Here is a 15,270-nt window from a genome sequence, read left to right as displayed (position 1 = left end):
CTTTAGTAAAAAAAATCGCGTTTACCGCGCCGGCCTTATCTCCAGGGCGGGAACGGCACTGTCATTGGCTGCAATCAGGACCGGTGTGCTCGAGACGGGGATCCAGACCCCGGACGCAGGCTTTGCCGTCTGGTCGCACGGCATGGCAAAGCTCGCGCCTTGCTGATCGCCCTTGAGCCGGATCTCGTAGCGGCGGTCCGGAGTCTCGGACCAGACCGCTATTCTGCCGCCGGACGCCGTCGATGCATTGATCGACACGACGCCGCTGGCGAGTTCGCGTCGCTCGGCACTCAGGCTGGAGCGAATGAAGGCCCAGGCGCCCTGAGCCGCGCAGGCGACCGGCTTTGGTGAGTTGTCGAAATGATAGAGTCCGAAATTGTGCTCCAGGTCCGCTGGGTCCTTTCCACTGTCCTTGAGCTCGTAGAACCACATTCCTTTGAGCCAGCGCGCCGCGGTCGATGTCCACAGAATGAGTTGCGCCGTATTGTCGGCCTGGGCCTGTTCGCTGACGCCGCATTTATTGGAAGCGGCCGTGGTCCAGCCGGTCTCGGTGACATAGATCGGGAAGTCGGGGTTTCCGCTCGCCTGGCCGACCAGGCGGTGAAACGCCGTCAGCCTCTCGATGATTTCCGCCGACGTGCGTTTGCTCGGGCCCATGCAGAAATTGTAGAGATGGATCGATGCTCCGTCCGCATATTGAAGAATGCCGGTCCGCAGCATCTTCTCGGTCCACGTCCAGCCCAGATCGTCGCCGAGCGCCCCGACAAGGAAAGGCGCATGCGGTGCAACGCGCTTGACCGCCGGGCGAGCGACTTGCGCGAGCGCCAGATAGTTTTCCGGCGAGAACGCAGGATCTTTCTTTGCCGCCAGGTTCCATTCGTTCCAGAGCTCGAAGAGCGGATGCTGCGCCACGACCGATTGCGCCGCCGCCGCCGCATAATCGGCGAACCGCTGCCGCGCCTCGTCGGTCGTCGGTGGCGAGGAATTCGGAACGAGATGATGGCCGAAGGCGAGGATCAGGAGAGGACGGGCGACGCCGGACTTCACCTGCGCTTCGAGCCTGCCGAGGCGGGGCGTGAAACCCATCCGGCGTCCCCCAATCTCGAAATCGGACCAGGGAAAATCATCGCGAAAGGCGTTGAGGCCGAGTTGCTTGATCTGCGCGATGTTCTCAGATGGCACGTATCCGCGCGCGCTCACCGGGCCGCCCAGCCCCTGATGCGTGCCGACCCCGAGCAGGAATCGGGCATCGAGCGGTTGCGCCTGCTGTGCGCAGACGGAGACCGGCAGGAGAACGGATGCGATGAGGCTTGCGAGGCGGAGACTGTCGCGAACCAAGGTGCGTGGGAGCCGTGGAGCCATCAGAAATTCTTGGAGAGATCCGATTGCAGTCCCGCCTTGGCCTCGACCGGCGTCCGCTCGCCCTGGAGGAGGTCGGCATAGACCTGCTGCAATTGTCCATGCGTCTTCTGAACGTCATAATACTGCTTGAACCGGTCGTAGCCGCGCTGTCCGAGTACCTTGAGATCGAGATCGAGTGCGCGCCGGAAACCATCCACGAGCGGCTGGACCGCGACGGGCTCGCAAAGCACGCCGGTCACGCCATCGACGACGATCTCGGGCAATGCGCCGCTGCGGAACGCCAGGATGGGCTTGGCCGCGCGCATCGCTTCCAGCGCGACGAGGCCGAAGGCTTCCCATCGTGACGGAATCACGACGAGGTCGGCGGCCTCGAGCTGGGTCTCGATGGTCGGGCGATCGAGCCAGCCCAGCAGGGACACGTTGGACGGGACCTCCGGGCCTTCGTATTTGTTGACGACGGAGGCGCCGATCATGCGGATGTCCAGCACATCCTCGAGCGAGCGCGCTGCTTCGATCAGCAGATCGAAGCCCTTCTGACGGTCCAAGCGTCCGATGAAAAGGACCTTGACCTTCTTGGAGGTCCAGTCAGCCGCGACGGGCTGCGGCGTGCGGCTCTTCGAGATGCCGTTGTGGACGAGGGTGAGGCGCTCGGCAGGAATGCCGGCGCGCACCGCTTCGTTGAACTCGTCGCCGGAGATGCAGATGATTCGGTCCGACGTTCGTGCAAGGAGATTTTCCGCCGCCTTGGTCAGGAGATGACTGAAGCGACCGGTCTCGCGCGAAAACGCCCAGCCATGCGGACAATAGACGACGCGCGGTCCGTCCGAGCGGGCCGCCAGCGCGGGGCGGAGCACGAGTCCGGCAAACGAGGAATGCAGATGCACCACGTCGGGCCGAAAGGCGTCCAGCGCCTGCATGCTCGCGCGCAACATCTGGAAGAGCCCGGAGACACCGCGGCCCGATCGCTCGAACATCGTGATCTGGCTGTCATCGATCGCGCCGAGGTCGCTACGATGGTCCGAAGGCACGACATAGTGCACGTTCTCGGCGCCGAAGCTCGCTTGTTGCTCGGGGTGCAACTCGTTCAGGTAGCTCGCAATCCCGCCACGGATCGTCTCGGCGATGTGCAGCACTTTCATCGTTTGCCTTCCATAAGGCCGCGTGGGAGAGCCGGACATCTGTATCCCTGTTCTGTGTTCGCTAGTGCGAAACACAGTTCCTCGAATACGTAGCGATAATGGGGCAGCGATGTGGTGATGTTGCGCCAAGCTCTCGCGCGCGTGGCGCTTGGAAAAAAAGTTTCATGGAACCGCGCGGAAGGCAGCGAGTTGCAAAACGTTTGAGCAACACCAATGCGCGCGAGAGGCGAGCTGTGTCGAATTTCAAGCAGCGCTGGCGACGTTCGCCGGCCCCGCGAGATGATCGAGCAAGGCCTTTCCCGATTTTTTCCACGAGTAGAATGCAACGCGATCCTGTTGCTTCATGCGTTCCTGATCGGAAATGGCTCCGGCTGCCAATCTTTCGAGCATGAGTTGCTTCAAAGCTTCGGCATCGCTGGCGCGAAAATACGCAGCCGCATCACCACACGTCTCCACGACGGCATCGGCCGTCGAGGCGATGACCGGGCAACCGAACAGCATGGCTTCGAGCGGCGGCACACCGAACCCTTCATAGAGCGAGGGAAACACGAATGCCGATGCCTGCGCATAGAGCGCTGCGATCTCGCTGTCCGTCAGACGCCCGGCCAGCAGCAGGCCGGCGGCGCCTTCCGCCGAATTATCCTGAAATACCTTGCTGTTGTCGCCGCCGACGATGACCAGGGGAACGTCAGGGCGATCCAGCAGCTGGATGGCGCGGATCGCAACGGCAAGATTCTTGTTCTTGGTCCTCGATCCCACGTAGAGAAAGAACCTCTGCGGCTGAAGTCCAAGTCTGGCGATGATGCCGGGATCCGGCTTGGTCGTGGCGAAATGTTCTGCACTGTTCGGGAAGATCGGGATCCCCGAGGCCGGCAGATGCAGCACTTCCGCAAGCTCCTTGCGCGAAAAAGCCGATACGGTTGCGATGCTTGCGTGCCGGGCCAGCAGCCGGCCCATGGTGCGGTGAACTGCCAGATAGCGCCAGCTGAAGAAGTCCGGCCTGCGAAAGACCTGTGCGTCGTGGATCACGACAATGTGGTCGCGATGGAACACCGGGCCTGCATTGGCAAGACTGATCAAGCGGCCGCCCGCAGCGGCGCGCGCCAGCTCGACTTGATCCCAGGCATGTCCGCGCAAGCGGCCGACGGTGCGAATCTTGATTCGCTCGAGCTGGAGCTCCTCGCTCGCGTCCACCGGCGTCAGCAACTGCCAATCTGCATTCCGCAGCGAGGCGGGCGTTTGCTCCGACGCCAGCTGCGCGTCGATCGCCTTGACGATTTCGGCGGCATAGCGCTGAACTCCGGTGAGCTTTTGCGACAGAAAGCGGCCGTTGATGAAGAATTTCAATTGGCTACCACGATGGTTGATCGGAGTCCGCGCCGGACACGCTGGTGGCGGGCGGGGTGGACGAGGTGCACAGGAGCAACCGTTAGGTACAGAAATATGACGCAGCTCCGCAGGTGCCGAGGCCACGCCTGCATGGCTGGCGCCGCCTTGCTGCATATGAGGTCGCCGTGTAGATGTCGCGTGCATGAACGATGATACCTATACGCTTCGAAGCGGCCGGCTCGCCGCGACGGTCAAGGCGCACGGCGCCGAGCTGTGCTCGCTGACGGGCGGAGCCGGTTTCGAGTTCGTCTGGCAGGCCGGTCCGGAATGGCCGCGCCACGCACCGCTGCTGTTTCCGATCGTCGGACGTCTCGCCAATGACGAATTGCGGCACCGGGGCAAGTCCTATCGGATGACCCAGCACGGCTTTGCGCGGGACAGCCGCTTTGCGTGGGCGGAGCGCGGTGAGAGCCGTTGCACGCTCGTGCTTGAAGACAGCGCGGCGACTCGCGCGCTCTATCCGTTCGCGTTCCGCCTGTCGGCCGCCTATGCCATCGACGAGTCCGGCCTCGACCTCACGCTCACCATCGCCAACACCGGCGAGGAGACATTGCCGGCTTCGATCGGCGGCCATCCCGCCTTCAACTGGCCGCTCCGAGCCGAAGGCGTGAAAGAGGACTACGCGCTGACCTTTGCGCAAGCGGAATCGTCTCCCGTCCGCCGTCTCGATGGCGGATTGCTGCGGCCCGCAGCGGAGCCGAGCCCGATCAAAGGGGCCGTGCTTCCCTTGTCCGAGTCCCTGTTCGCGGACGACGCCATCATCTTCGAGCGCATCGACAGCAATTCGGTTCGCTATGCCGCGGGCCAGGGCGCATCGACCGGGACATGGCTGACGATGTCATGGCGCGGCTTTCGCGAGCTCGGCGTCTGGTCGAAGCCGGCGGGCGCGCCGTTCCTCTGCATCGAACCCTGGCGCGGCTATGCTAGCCCAGCCGGCTTTGCCGGCGAGTTCAGCGACAAGCCCGGACTGATGCACATCGCGCCGGGCGCGGAGGAGTCCCTGTCGTTCCGCATCGAGGTCGGATCGTCGTGAGGCCGGGTGACGCGCCAAGGTCTTCGTCCTCCCAAAGCGCTACCGATAACACGAAATCGGTCATTCCGAAGTAGCGGGTGGTCCTGCGCGATGGTGCGCGGGATGAGAATTGTGGGGCAATTCATACTTAATGTGACAAGACCATGAGCAATATTGTTTGGGCATCACAACACGCCTAGTATCGCGGCAGGCAATTTCGGGGGCTCGAACAGGTCGTGAATGGTCGTTCACATGGCGGCGCATTGCGCGACGACCTGAATCTTCAGGCGGGGCCGCGAGCACACAGGGCATCCAACATCGTGGCTGATTCCGCACGTCAGGAATTGCGTCCTAGCGGCCGCGAGCGGCTGATCGTCGTCGAAGACGATCCGGTGACACGGACGATGCTGGTCGGCTATTTCAACGACAACAATTTCGACGTGGTCGGCGCCGGCTCCTGCGCGGAGTGCCGCCAGGCCCTGCGCGCGCGCACCGATCTCGTCTTCCTCGACGTGCAGCTGCCCGACGGCGACGGCTTCGAGCTCGCCAAGGAGATCCAGGCCACCAGCAACGCCGGCATCATCTTCGTGACGCGCCGCGACACCGACGTCGATCGCATCCTCGGCCTCGAGATCGCTGGCGACCACTACGTCACCAAGCCGATCAATCTGCGCGACCTGCTCGCGCGCGCGCGCAGCGTGCTGCGGCGGCGCTCGATCGACCGCAAGGCGGCACGCAACCACAATTCGATCGCCTTCGGCGACTGGATCATCGATCTGACCCGGCGCGAGCTGCTCGGCGGCGACGGCAAGCCGGTGGCATTGACCCGCGCCGAATTCGATCTGCTCGCCGCGCTGGTCGGCGCCGACGGCCGGCCGCTCAGCCGCGATTATCTGATCGAGGTGGTCAGCAATCGTCAGGCCGAGGTCGACATCCGCACGGTCGATGCGCTGGTGGCGCGGCTGCGTCGCAAGCTCGTCGGCAGCGGCACGCCCGTGATCGCGACCGTCACCGGCGTCGGCTACAAGCTCGCGCTCAGCGAACGACTTTAACGATAGATCGCGATCAGCGCGATGCGACCCGCTTCCACTTTGCTTCGATGCGGGCCTTGATCCGGCTGACGCGGGCCTCGTGTGCGGCCCAATAGGCGCGGCTGGCGGCGGCCGTGCCCTGACGATAGCGGGCATAGACGGCCTTGGGCGGCGCCGACATCTTCGGGGAGCTCGCCTGTTTGGCCGTAGCTGGCGCAGGCGCTGCGGGAGCTGGCCGCGGCGCCGGATCCGGAACGGCCGCGGCTTCGGCATCCAGCGCCTTCGAATTCATCGCGAGAAGACGGTTGCGGGCCCGGTTGCAATAGACTTGCGACCGCGGCGTCATCGCTTCCTCGCCGTGACCGGCCCGATATTTCATGAGCGCGCGGCAGAGGTCCCCGCCGGCAAGACGCCAGGCGCGGCTGAGATAAAGAACGCCGTATTGGATGTTGATGTCAGGCTCCGCCAGCTCCGCATGGCTTCCGCGGAATCCCAGCATCGCCGCGGTCTCGGGCCGCACCTGCATCAGCCCGATCTCGCCGACGCTGCCGATCACGGCGGGGTTGTAGCCGCTTTCGACGAAGACGACCGCTTCGGCGATATCGGCAGGCAAGTTTGTCTGCGCGGTCTCCCGCTCGATGATCTTTCGGATCGCGGCGCGGGAGGCCGGCGTTTCGCCGGCGCCAAGCTCGGTCCCGCCGTCGGGGAGCGCCGCCGTCGTGCGCGGCTCGTCCGGGCCGCCGTCCTCGGCATGCGCACAGATCGGGGCCCACAGGAGCACGGCGAGCGCCAATCGTCTCCACGTCGCATTCAGATTGAAGACTGTCCGATCCCCCGGCATGGGCCTCTGATAGAGCTTTGGAGTTAACAAACCGGCCTTGCAGCAAAGCTATCGCGCGCGGGCGCTTTGGTCCGTCGCAGGTCCCAGCGCGGGGTCGGCCAAGCGGTCGCCGACTGCATAAATCGTGCAGGTGGGCGACCATTTCATGCAGGCCGCGAGCGAGTCGCGCCGGGCCTCTTCGGCCGTCGTGCGTCCCGCACGCCAGCCGTAGCCGCCGCTCGGTGACACCGCAAAGGCCTTGTGCGGCAGCATGCTGGCGAGATAGCGCGCGAACTCGGCACGCGCGGCCTCGCTGAGCTGGCGCGGCGGCGGCAGGGGATCGGGTGGTCCAAGAATGTCGCGGCCGACGAGGCCGCGCTCGCGCAGGAATGTGTCGACATAGGGCGTCCATTGCGGGCGGCCGGCGACCGAATAGAGGTAATGGCCGTCCTCGCCGTAAGCCGGTGCTGCGATGAATGTCGCGTTACCGCCGCTGGCGCGAAACCCGTCATGAAGACGGCGCGCGAGATCGGGGCCGAAAAAGGAATCGTTGCTCGCATAGACCCACAGCATCGGCACGCGCGAGGTCCTGCCGAAGCTGGCGAAGGCCTGCACCAGTCCCTCCGGATTGCAGATGTCGTCATCGTCGCGCGAGCCGCGGCCGCCGGCAAAGCTGATCGCGGCGGCGAGGCCGGGTGGCGCCTGCGCGGTGAGCGCGACGGTGGCGAGCCCGCCGGCGGAATGGCCGGCCGCGATCATGCCCGTCGTCGTGACGTCGGCCCGGCGCGCCATCGCATCGATCGCCGCGCGCAGATCGGCGACCGCGACCGCGCTCGCCGGCAGATAGGCAGCCTTCGTGCATCCGCCCAGACTATCGACGCGCCCGCCGGGCGAGGTGCCGTAGCCGCGCCGCATCACCACCAGCGCGGCGAAGCCACGCCGGGCATATTCGAGCGCGACGCCGTAATATTTGTGCGCCGACATGGCCGCGCGGTCGTCGAATTTGCGCGGCGAGCCGTGGCTGAGCAGCGCGAGCGGATAGCGCTTCGTCCCGGCCGGCCGCACCAGGAATGCCTCCAGCCCCTGCGGCCCCGCCTCCGCCATGGGGATGCGCAAATCCTCGGTGTAGAATTCTGCGGCACGTGCAGGCGCGCCGGCCATGAGGAGGCTTGCGATCAGCAGAAGCAGCTTGCGCGAAAGAGCCATGGCACCATTCGAAGGCCTCGATGGCGAACCATAGCATGATCCCGTTAATAGGGAGGAAGCACAGCTGGCCCAAGGAACGCCTGCTCCCTCGCGCGTGTTGTGCTCTTGGCGGGGTCTGGGCCGATGCTATGGTATCCCCCGCGATCTCTTGCGACAGGACGAGGTACTTCAGTGGCTGATGTTCATCCCGCGGCGGGCAAGCAGGCCTCGCCGGACGCGCTCACCAACATTCCGCGGCTGGTGACAGCCTATTTCGCCGGCAAGCCCGATGTGGCCGATCCCGGCCAGCGGGTGGCGTTCGGCACCTCGGGCCATCGCGGCACCTCGTTCAAGAACACCTTCAACGAGGGCCACATCCTGGCGACCACGCAGGCTATCTGTGATTACAGACAGGAGAAGGGGCTGACCGGCCCGCTCTTCATCGGCATCGACACCCATGCGCTGGCCGAGCCCGCGCTGGTCAGCGCCGTCGAAGTGTTCGCGGCCAACGGCATCGAGGTCATGATCGACAAGGATGGCGGCTACACGCCGACGCCGGTGATCTCGCATGCGATCCTGACCTACAACAAGGGGCGGACCAGCGGCCTCGCCGACGGCGTCGTGATCACGCCCTCGCACAATCCGCCCGAGGACGGCGGCTACAAATACAATCCGCCGCATGGCGGTCCGGCCGACACCGACGCGACGTCCGTGATCGAGAAGCGCGCCAATGCCTATCTCGCCGACGCGCTCAAGGGCGTGAAGCGCATCGACTACGCCAAGGCGAAGAAGGCCGCGAACGTCCACGCCTACGATTTCGTGACGCCCTATGTCGCCGATCTCGGCAATGTCGTCGACCTCGACCTCGTCAAATCCGCCGGCGTCAACATCGGCATCGATCCGCTCGGCGGCGCCGCCGTGCATTATTGGCATCCGATCATCGAGCGTTACGGCCTGAAGGCCACGGTGGTGAACGAGGCGATCGACCCGACCTTCCGCTTCATGACGGTCGACTGGGACGGCAAGATCCGCATGGACTGCTCTTCGCCATACGCGATGGCGAGCCTGATCGCGATGCGCGACCGCTTCGACGTCGCGTTTGCCAACGATACCGATGCCGACCGCCACGGCATCGTGACGCGCACCGGCGGCCTGATGAATCCGAACCACTATCTGGCGACCGCGATCTCCTATCTGTTCGCGCACCGCCCGAATTGGGGCAGGGACGCCGCGATCGGCAAGACCGTGGTGTCGAGCTCCATCATTGACCGTGTCGCGAAAAAGCTCGGCCGCAAGCTGGTCGAGACGCCGGTCGGCTTCAAATGGTTCGTCGACGGTCTCCTCAGCGGCTCCTTCGGCTTCGGCGGCGAGGAGAGCGCCGGCGCCTCGTTCCTCCGCCGCGACGGCACGGTGTGGACCACCGACAAGGACGGACTCATCCTCGGCCTGCTCGCCGCCGAGATCACGGCGAAGACCGGCCGCGATCCCAGCCAGATCTTCAATGATCTCACCGCCGAGTTCGGCATGCCGCATTACGCGCGCATCGATGTCGCCGCCACCGGGCCGCAGAAGAACATCCTGAAATCCGTCACGCCGGAGCAGCTCGGCCTGAAGGATCTCGCTGGCGATCCCGTCCGCGCGACGCTGAGCAAGGCGCCCGGCAACGGCCAGTCCTTCGGCGGCATCAAGGTCGAGACCGATTTCGGCTGGTTCGCCGCGCGGCCCTCAGGCACGGAGGACGTCTACAAGATCTACGCGGAAAGCTTCCGCAGCACGGATCACCTGAAGCGGATTCAGGAAGAGGCGCAGGCCGGGCTGGCGAAGGTGTTTGCGGCGTAGCGCCTGCGCGCCGGAAATTTCATCCGAGCATTGACGCAAGGTCGTCATGCCCGGGCTTGTCCCGGGCATCCACGTCCTTGATGCCGGCGGCAGCACGTGGATGTCGGGACAGGCCCGACCATGACGCTCATCGGCCGGTCGAGCTGACTATGTATACACGACACGCAGTTAAGGTATTATAATACAAAAAATTTGAGATTGAACTCTTCTTGCGTCGCGTTACTGTATACATAACGTATCCATAAGCCGTGGGAGTGAGACTGATGACAAAACCCTTCCCCATGAATGCCTGGTACGCCGCTGCCTGGGACGCCGAGGTGAAGCCGGCGCTGCTGCCGCGGACGATCTGCGGCAAGCACATCGTGATGTACCGGAAGGCGGACGGCTCGGTTGCCGCGCTCGAAGATGCCTGCTGGCATCGCCTGGTGCCGTTGTCCAAGGGCCGGCTCGAGGGCGACACCGTGGTCTGTGGCTATCACGGCTTGAAATACAATGCGCAGGGCCGCTGCACCTTCATGCCCTCGCAGGAGACCATCAATCCGTCCGCCTGCGTGCGCGCCTATCCCGTGGTCGAGCGACACCGCTACATCTGGCTCTGGATGGGCGATCCCGCCTTGGCTGATCCGGCGCTCGTTCCGGACATGCACTGGAATCACGACCCGGCCTGGGCCGGCGACGGCAAGACCATTCACGTCAAATGCGACTATCGCCTCGTGCTCGACAATCTCATGGATCTCACGCACGAGACCTTCGTGCACGGCTCCTCGATCGGCAACGAGGCGGTAGCCGAAGCCCCGTTCGACGTCACCCATGGTGAGAAGACGGTGACGGTGACGCGCTGGATGCGCGACATCGAGCCGCCGCCGTTCTGGGCCAAGCAGCTCGGCAAGCCCGGTCTCGTCGATCGCTGGCAGATCATCCGCTTCGAAGCCCCGTGCACGATCGCCATCGACGTCGGCGTGGCGCCGACCGGCACCGGCGCGCCGGAAGGCGACCGCTCGCAGGGCGTCAACGGCTTCGTGCTCAACACCATCACGCCGGAGACCGAGAAGACCTGTCATTATTTCTGGGCCTTCGTGCGCAACTATCAGCTCGGCGAGCAGCGCATCACCACTGAAATCCGCGAGGGCGTCTCCGGCATCTTCCACGAGGACGAGCTGATCCTGGAAGCGCAGCAGCGCGCGATGGACGAGAACCCGGATCGCATCTTTTACAACCTCAACATCGACGCCGGCGCGATGTGGACGCGCAGGCTGATCGACAAGATGGTAGCGAAGGAAAATCCGCCGCAGCACCTTCAGGCCGCGGAGTAGCGCATGGCCGAACGTGAGGTCGACCGCTCCGTCTCGCAGACCGTGAAGGCGCAGCTGGCGCTGCGCGACCAGATCCTGTCGGGCGCCCTGCGCCCTGGCGAGCGCATCTCCGAACTCCAGGCAGTGGAGACCACCGGCGCCTCGCGCACCCCAGTGCGCATGGCTCTGGTGCGGCTGGAGGAGGAGGGCCTCCTGGAAGCGATCCCCTCCGGCGGCTTCATGGTGAAAGCGTTCTCGGAGCGCGACATCTCCGATTCCATCGAGCTGCGCGGCACGCTGGAAGGTCTCGCCGCGCGCTTCGCCGCCGAGCGCGGCGTCTCCGCGCGCGATCTCGAGCCGCTGAAGGAATGCTTGGCCGCCATCGACGAATTGCTGCGGCAGGTGCCGATCTCGGTCGACGCCTTCTCGTCCTATGTCACGCTGAACGCGCGCTTCCATGCGCTGCTCACCGAATTGTCGCGCAGCCCACCGCTGATCCGCCAGATCGACCGCGCCTCGGCGCTGCCGTTCGCGTCCCCAAGCGGCTTCGTGATGGCGCAATCGGCATTGCCCGAGGCGCAGCAGATCCTGGTCATCGGCCAGGAGCACCATCGCGTCGTGATCGACGCCATCGAGAACCGCGAGGGCGCCCGCGCCGAAGCCATCATGCGCGAGCATGCGCGGCTCGCCGTGCGAAACCTGCGCCTTGCGCTGCGCAACCGGACCCATCTGGACCTCTTGCCGGCGCTTGCGCTGATCAAGACCACAACCGATTGAGGCAGTCTCATGCGCTTCATCGAAACCTGGATCCCGGCAACGCTGGTCTCGACCCGCGACCTCGCCCCCGGCATCCGCGAATTCCTGATCAAGCCGGATCATTTCGATGGCGCCGCCTATCCGGTCGGCAGCCATATCAATATCAGCGTCACCATCGACGGCCTGCCGGAGACGCGATCCTATTCGCTGGTCGGCGAAGCCTCGTCCGCCGGCTTCAAGATTGCGGTGCGTCGCACTGATGATTCCCGCGGCGGCTCGCGTTACATGTGGTCATTGCAGCCGGGCGCGCGGCTCGACATCACCCAGCCGGCCTCGCTGCTCGCGGTGGACTGGGCGCGCGACAATTATTGCCTGATCGCCGGCGGCATCGGCATCACGCCAATCTTCGGCGCCGCGCACGCGCTGGCCCGCCGGGGCGCCAACGTCACACTGCACTATGCCGTGCGCTCGCGCGGCGAGGCCGCCTATCTCGACGATCTGGCCGCGATGCTCGGGGACCGCCTCGTCGTCCACGCGAGCGATGAAGGCAGGCGCCTCGATCTCGACGCGCTGTTCGCATCAGTGCCTAAAGGCGCCCTCGCGCTGTTCTGCGGCCCGATGCGCATGCTCGATGCCGCGCGCCACGCCTGGATCGGCGCCGGCCATCCGCTGCCCGATCTCCGCTACGAGACCTTCGGCTCCAGCGGCACGCTGCCGACCGAGACGTTCCGGGTGCGCCTGAGGGATTCGAATGTCGAGCTCGAAATCCCGCGCGAGCGCTCGATGCTGGATGTGCTCAACGCCAGTGGCCACGACGTGATGTACGATTGCAAGCGCGGCGAATGTGGCCTCTGCGCCATCGACGTCGTTGCCATCGACGGCGAGATTGACCATCGCGACGTCTTCTTCAGCGACCACCAGAAGAGAAGCAATCAGAAGATCTGCGCCTGCGTCTCCCGCGCCCGCGGCACCATCACGGTGGATACGCTGCTAAGGGCGGATGCGGTTTGAGGTCGGTTGTCGGCCTTCATGGTTCGAGACGCGCCGCACGGCGGCGCTCCTCACCATGAGGGTCTGAAAGTCTCGCTGCGGATGAGGACCTCATCCTGAGGAGCCCGCCAAAGGCGGGCGTCTCGAAGGATGGCCGCACAAAAATCTACGCCGCGTAAATCGCCCGATATGTCTTCGTCTCCAGCAGCGCCATCACCCCATCCGCCGCCACCGGCCGGCTGATCAGATAGCCCTGCACCTCGTCGCAAGCAATCTGACGGAGATATTCGAGCTGGTCGGCGGTCTCGACGCCCTCGGCGACGACGCCGATGTTGAGGTCGCGCGCGAGCGAGATCACCGACTTCACGATAGCGGCGCAGTCCGGCTGCACCAGCATGTCGCCGATGAAGGACTGGTCGATCTTGATGCGGCTGAACGGCAGCTTGCGCAGGTAAGTGAGCGAGGAGAAGCCGGTGCCGAAATCGTCGAGCGCCACGGTGACGCCGAGTTGCAGAAGCGCGTTCAGGACCGATGCGGCCGAGCCGTATTTCGACAGCAGCATCGATTCCGTGATCTCGATCTCGAGCCGGCTGGGCGAGACCTTGGCGTCGGCAAGCGCTTGCACGATGGTCTGCAGGATCGCCGTGTTGTGAAATTGCGCCGCGGAGAAGTTCACGGCGACCCTGATCTCATCAGGCCATTGCGCCACGGTCGCGCAGGCGCGGCGGATGACCCATTCGCCGATCTCGTTGATCAGCCCTGTCTCCTCCGCGATCGGGATGAATTCGCTCGGGGGCACCAATCCGCGCGCGGGATGCTGCCAGCGCAGCAGCGCCTCGAAGCCGGTGATCCGGTCGTCGTCGAGGTCGAGGAATGGCTGGAACACGAGAAACAGCTCGTCTCGTGCAATCGCGCCCGCGAGGTCCGATTGCAGCGCCTTGCGGTCGCGCGACATCCTGTCGTCGGCTTCCTCGAAGAAGCGGACGCTGCCGGCTCCGGCCTTCTTGGCGCGATAAAGCGCAGCGTCGGCATTCTTCATGATGGCGGGCGGCGTGGTGCCGTCGCGTGGTGCCAGCACGATGCCGACGCTGGTGGCGCCGACGATCTGGCGGCCTTCGATCCGGAACGGCTCGGCAAAGGCCGCGACGAAGCGCTCGGCGATCTCGAGCGCATCTTCCGGCCGCGCCAGATTGTTCATGACCAGTGCGAACTCGTCGCCGCCGATGCGCGCGACATGCTCGGCCGCGCGCGTGCAGCGTTGCAGGCGGCTTGCGACCTGGACCAGGAATTCGTCGCCGGCGAGATGGCCGAACTGGTCGTTGACCTCCTTGAAGCGATCGAGATCGAGCAGCAGCACCGCGAATTCCTCGCCTGACAACGTCAAGCGCTTGAGCGCTGCATCGAGTGTCTCGTTGAAGGCGACGCGGTTGGGTAGCTGGGTGAGGGGATCCTGTCGCACCGTGCGTTCCGCCTCGATCTGGCGCATCACGCGCCGCGCGAACGCGAACGAGTTCACGAACACGCCGCGGATCAGCACGCTGCCGTAGACCACGACGAGGAAGGCGATCAGCAGGAAAGCGAGATCGCCGTTCCGGCCGAGGCAGATGGCGATGCCGAGGAAGATCGGCGCCGTGAAGGCGATGGCCGCGATCGGGATCGTGGCGAACGCGAGCGCGCCGCCGGCCAGCATGCCCGAACAGAGGCAAGTAATGACGAGCTGGCCGCCGGTCGAGGCATGGGCGAAGAAGGCGACCGGGACGATGCCCCAGGCCGCGCCGAGGACGAAGGCGTTGCGCACCAAGCGGTGCATGGCGCGGCGCGAGACGAATTGCGGCTTGGTGATGCGGCGCGCCGCGCGAGATTGCAGGCCGAACACGATCGCGCCGCTGGCGACCGCGGCCGCCCAGATCAGCGCGGGCATCCTGTCCGGTGATTGCCACAGCGCGATCGCCAGCACGATGGCGTTACAGGCATTGGCGAGCATGATTCCGACGGAATAGCCGAGCACCAGCGACATCTGCTCGGCGCGGATATGGCCGGCCACGGCTTCGTCGGTTGCAGGACCGCCAAAGGCCGACAAATCGCCGGCGAACAGCCGTGCGAAATAGCTGGTCGTTCGAGTCCGCATTGAGAGCCTAGCAGCGAGGGCCGTGTGTTCCGGCGCGGAACCGAGACTTGCTGCAAACCTTTGACGAACTATGAATTATCCACCCTGGTGAAGATCCCTGTGATCACTTCTAGGTGGCAAAGCCCGCGTATCGATAACAAATCGATACAAATGCAGTGGTCGTCTTTGCGGTTGCGACGGCGGAGCTCTATGCCGCTCACTCCACTGTCATGCCCCGGCTCGACCGGGGCATCCAGTACCCGGCGGCCTCTCGGCTTAATCACCGCCGACTCTGGAATACTGGATCGTCCGGTCAAGCCGGACGATGACACCGGCCCCCAGGAGTGG

General features: G+C 64.9%; 12 protein-coding genes. 6 read left to right on the top strand and 6 right to left on the bottom strand.

Translation table 11 applies throughout. The features are described from left to right. Positions 1–21: 21 nt before the first annotated feature. From BCCGELA001_RS28055 to BCCGELA001_RS28045, 3 genes are all read right to left on the bottom strand, one after another. Complete coding sequence (locus tag BCCGELA001_RS28055) at positions 22–1,362, bottom strand: hypothetical protein (protein ID WP_008561248.1); 1,341 nt, start codon at positions 1,360–1,362, stop codon at positions 22–24. Then, positions 1,362–2,501, bottom strand: a complete 1,140-nt coding sequence (locus tag BCCGELA001_RS28050; protein WP_060736807.1) for a glycosyltransferase — start codon at positions 2,499–2,501, stop codon at positions 1,362–1,364. The genes BCCGELA001_RS28055 and BCCGELA001_RS28050 overlap by 1 nt, the downstream gene beginning before the upstream one ends. Before the next feature lie 243 nt (positions 2,502–2,744). Continuing rightward, positions 2,745–3,848: a glycosyltransferase family 4 protein gene (locus BCCGELA001_RS28045; protein ID WP_008561233.1), complete on the bottom strand. Its 1,104-nt coding sequence runs from the start codon at positions 3,846–3,848 to the stop codon at positions 2,745–2,747. 184 nt (positions 3,849–4,032) lie between these two features. Here BCCGELA001_RS28045 and BCCGELA001_RS28040 point away from each other — a divergent pair, with 184 nt between their 5' ends. Beyond that, positions 4,033–4,923 (top strand): aldose 1-epimerase family protein, encoded by an 891-nt coding sequence (locus tag BCCGELA001_RS28040; protein ID WP_060736806.1) that lies wholly within the window; start codon positions 4,033–4,035, stop codon positions 4,921–4,923. 215 nt (positions 4,924–5,138) lie between these two features. Further along, positions 5,139–5,954, top strand: a complete 816-nt coding sequence (locus BCCGELA001_RS28035) for a response regulator transcription factor (RefSeq protein ID WP_060736805.1) — start codon at positions 5,139–5,141, stop codon at positions 5,952–5,954. 13 nt (positions 5,955–5,967) lie between these two features. Here the strand turns inward: BCCGELA001_RS28035 and BCCGELA001_RS28030 are convergent, their stop codons facing one another. Both BCCGELA001_RS28030 and BCCGELA001_RS28025 read right to left on the bottom strand, forming a co-directional pair. Further along, positions 5,968–6,774 (bottom strand): transglycosylase SLT domain-containing protein, encoded by an 807-nt coding sequence (locus BCCGELA001_RS28030; protein WP_060736804.1) that lies wholly within the window; start codon positions 6,772–6,774, stop codon positions 5,968–5,970. 48 nt (positions 6,775–6,822) lie between these two features. Continuing rightward, positions 6,823–7,959, bottom strand: a complete 1,137-nt coding sequence (locus BCCGELA001_RS28025) for an alpha/beta hydrolase family protein (RefSeq protein WP_060736803.1) — start codon at positions 7,957–7,959, stop codon at positions 6,823–6,825. Positions 7,960–8,130: 171 nt separating this feature from the next. On the opposite strand from BCCGELA001_RS28025, the gene pgm reads away from it, so the two are divergent. From pgm to BCCGELA001_RS28005, 4 genes are all read left to right on the top strand, one after another. Beyond that, positions 8,131–9,777 carry a phosphoglucomutase (alpha-D-glucose-1,6-bisphosphate-dependent) gene (pgm, locus tag BCCGELA001_RS28020; RefSeq protein WP_060736802.1) on the top strand — a complete coding sequence of 549 codons (1,647 nt, stop codon included), beginning with the start codon at positions 8,131–8,133 and terminating at the stop codon, positions 9,775–9,777. A gap of 263 nt (positions 9,778–10,040) precedes the next feature. Further along, positions 10,041–11,090, top strand: coding sequence for an aromatic ring-hydroxylating dioxygenase subunit alpha (locus tag BCCGELA001_RS28015; RefSeq protein WP_060736801.1), 1,050 nt, complete (start codon positions 10,041–10,043; stop codon positions 11,088–11,090). 3 nt (positions 11,091–11,093) lie between these two features. Next, entirely contained in the window at positions 11,094–11,846 is a 753-nt protein-coding gene (locus BCCGELA001_RS28010; RefSeq protein ID WP_060736800.1) for a GntR family transcriptional regulator, read from the top strand. 9 nt (positions 11,847–11,855) lie between these two features. After that, on the top strand, positions 11,856–12,836 hold the full coding sequence (locus BCCGELA001_RS28005) for a PDR/VanB family oxidoreductase (protein ID WP_008561198.1): 981 nt from the start codon (positions 11,856–11,858) through the stop codon (positions 12,834–12,836). A gap of 145 nt (positions 12,837–12,981) precedes the next feature. Here BCCGELA001_RS28005 and BCCGELA001_RS28000 read toward each other — a convergent pair whose 3' ends face one another. Then, a complete protein-coding gene (locus BCCGELA001_RS28000; RefSeq protein ID WP_008561197.1) occupies positions 12,982–14,943 on the bottom strand; it encodes a putative bifunctional diguanylate cyclase/phosphodiesterase in 1,962 nt (653 codons plus the stop codon). Between the last annotated feature and the right edge of the window lie 327 nt (positions 14,944–15,270).

The organism is Bradyrhizobium sp. CCGE-LA001 (assembly GCF_000296215.2).
Taxonomy (GTDB): domain Bacteria; phylum Pseudomonadota; class Alphaproteobacteria; order Rhizobiales; family Xanthobacteraceae; genus Bradyrhizobium.
The sequence above is the reverse complement of the archived record's forward strand: the minus strand, read 5'-3'. Positions and strand labels throughout refer to the sequence as shown.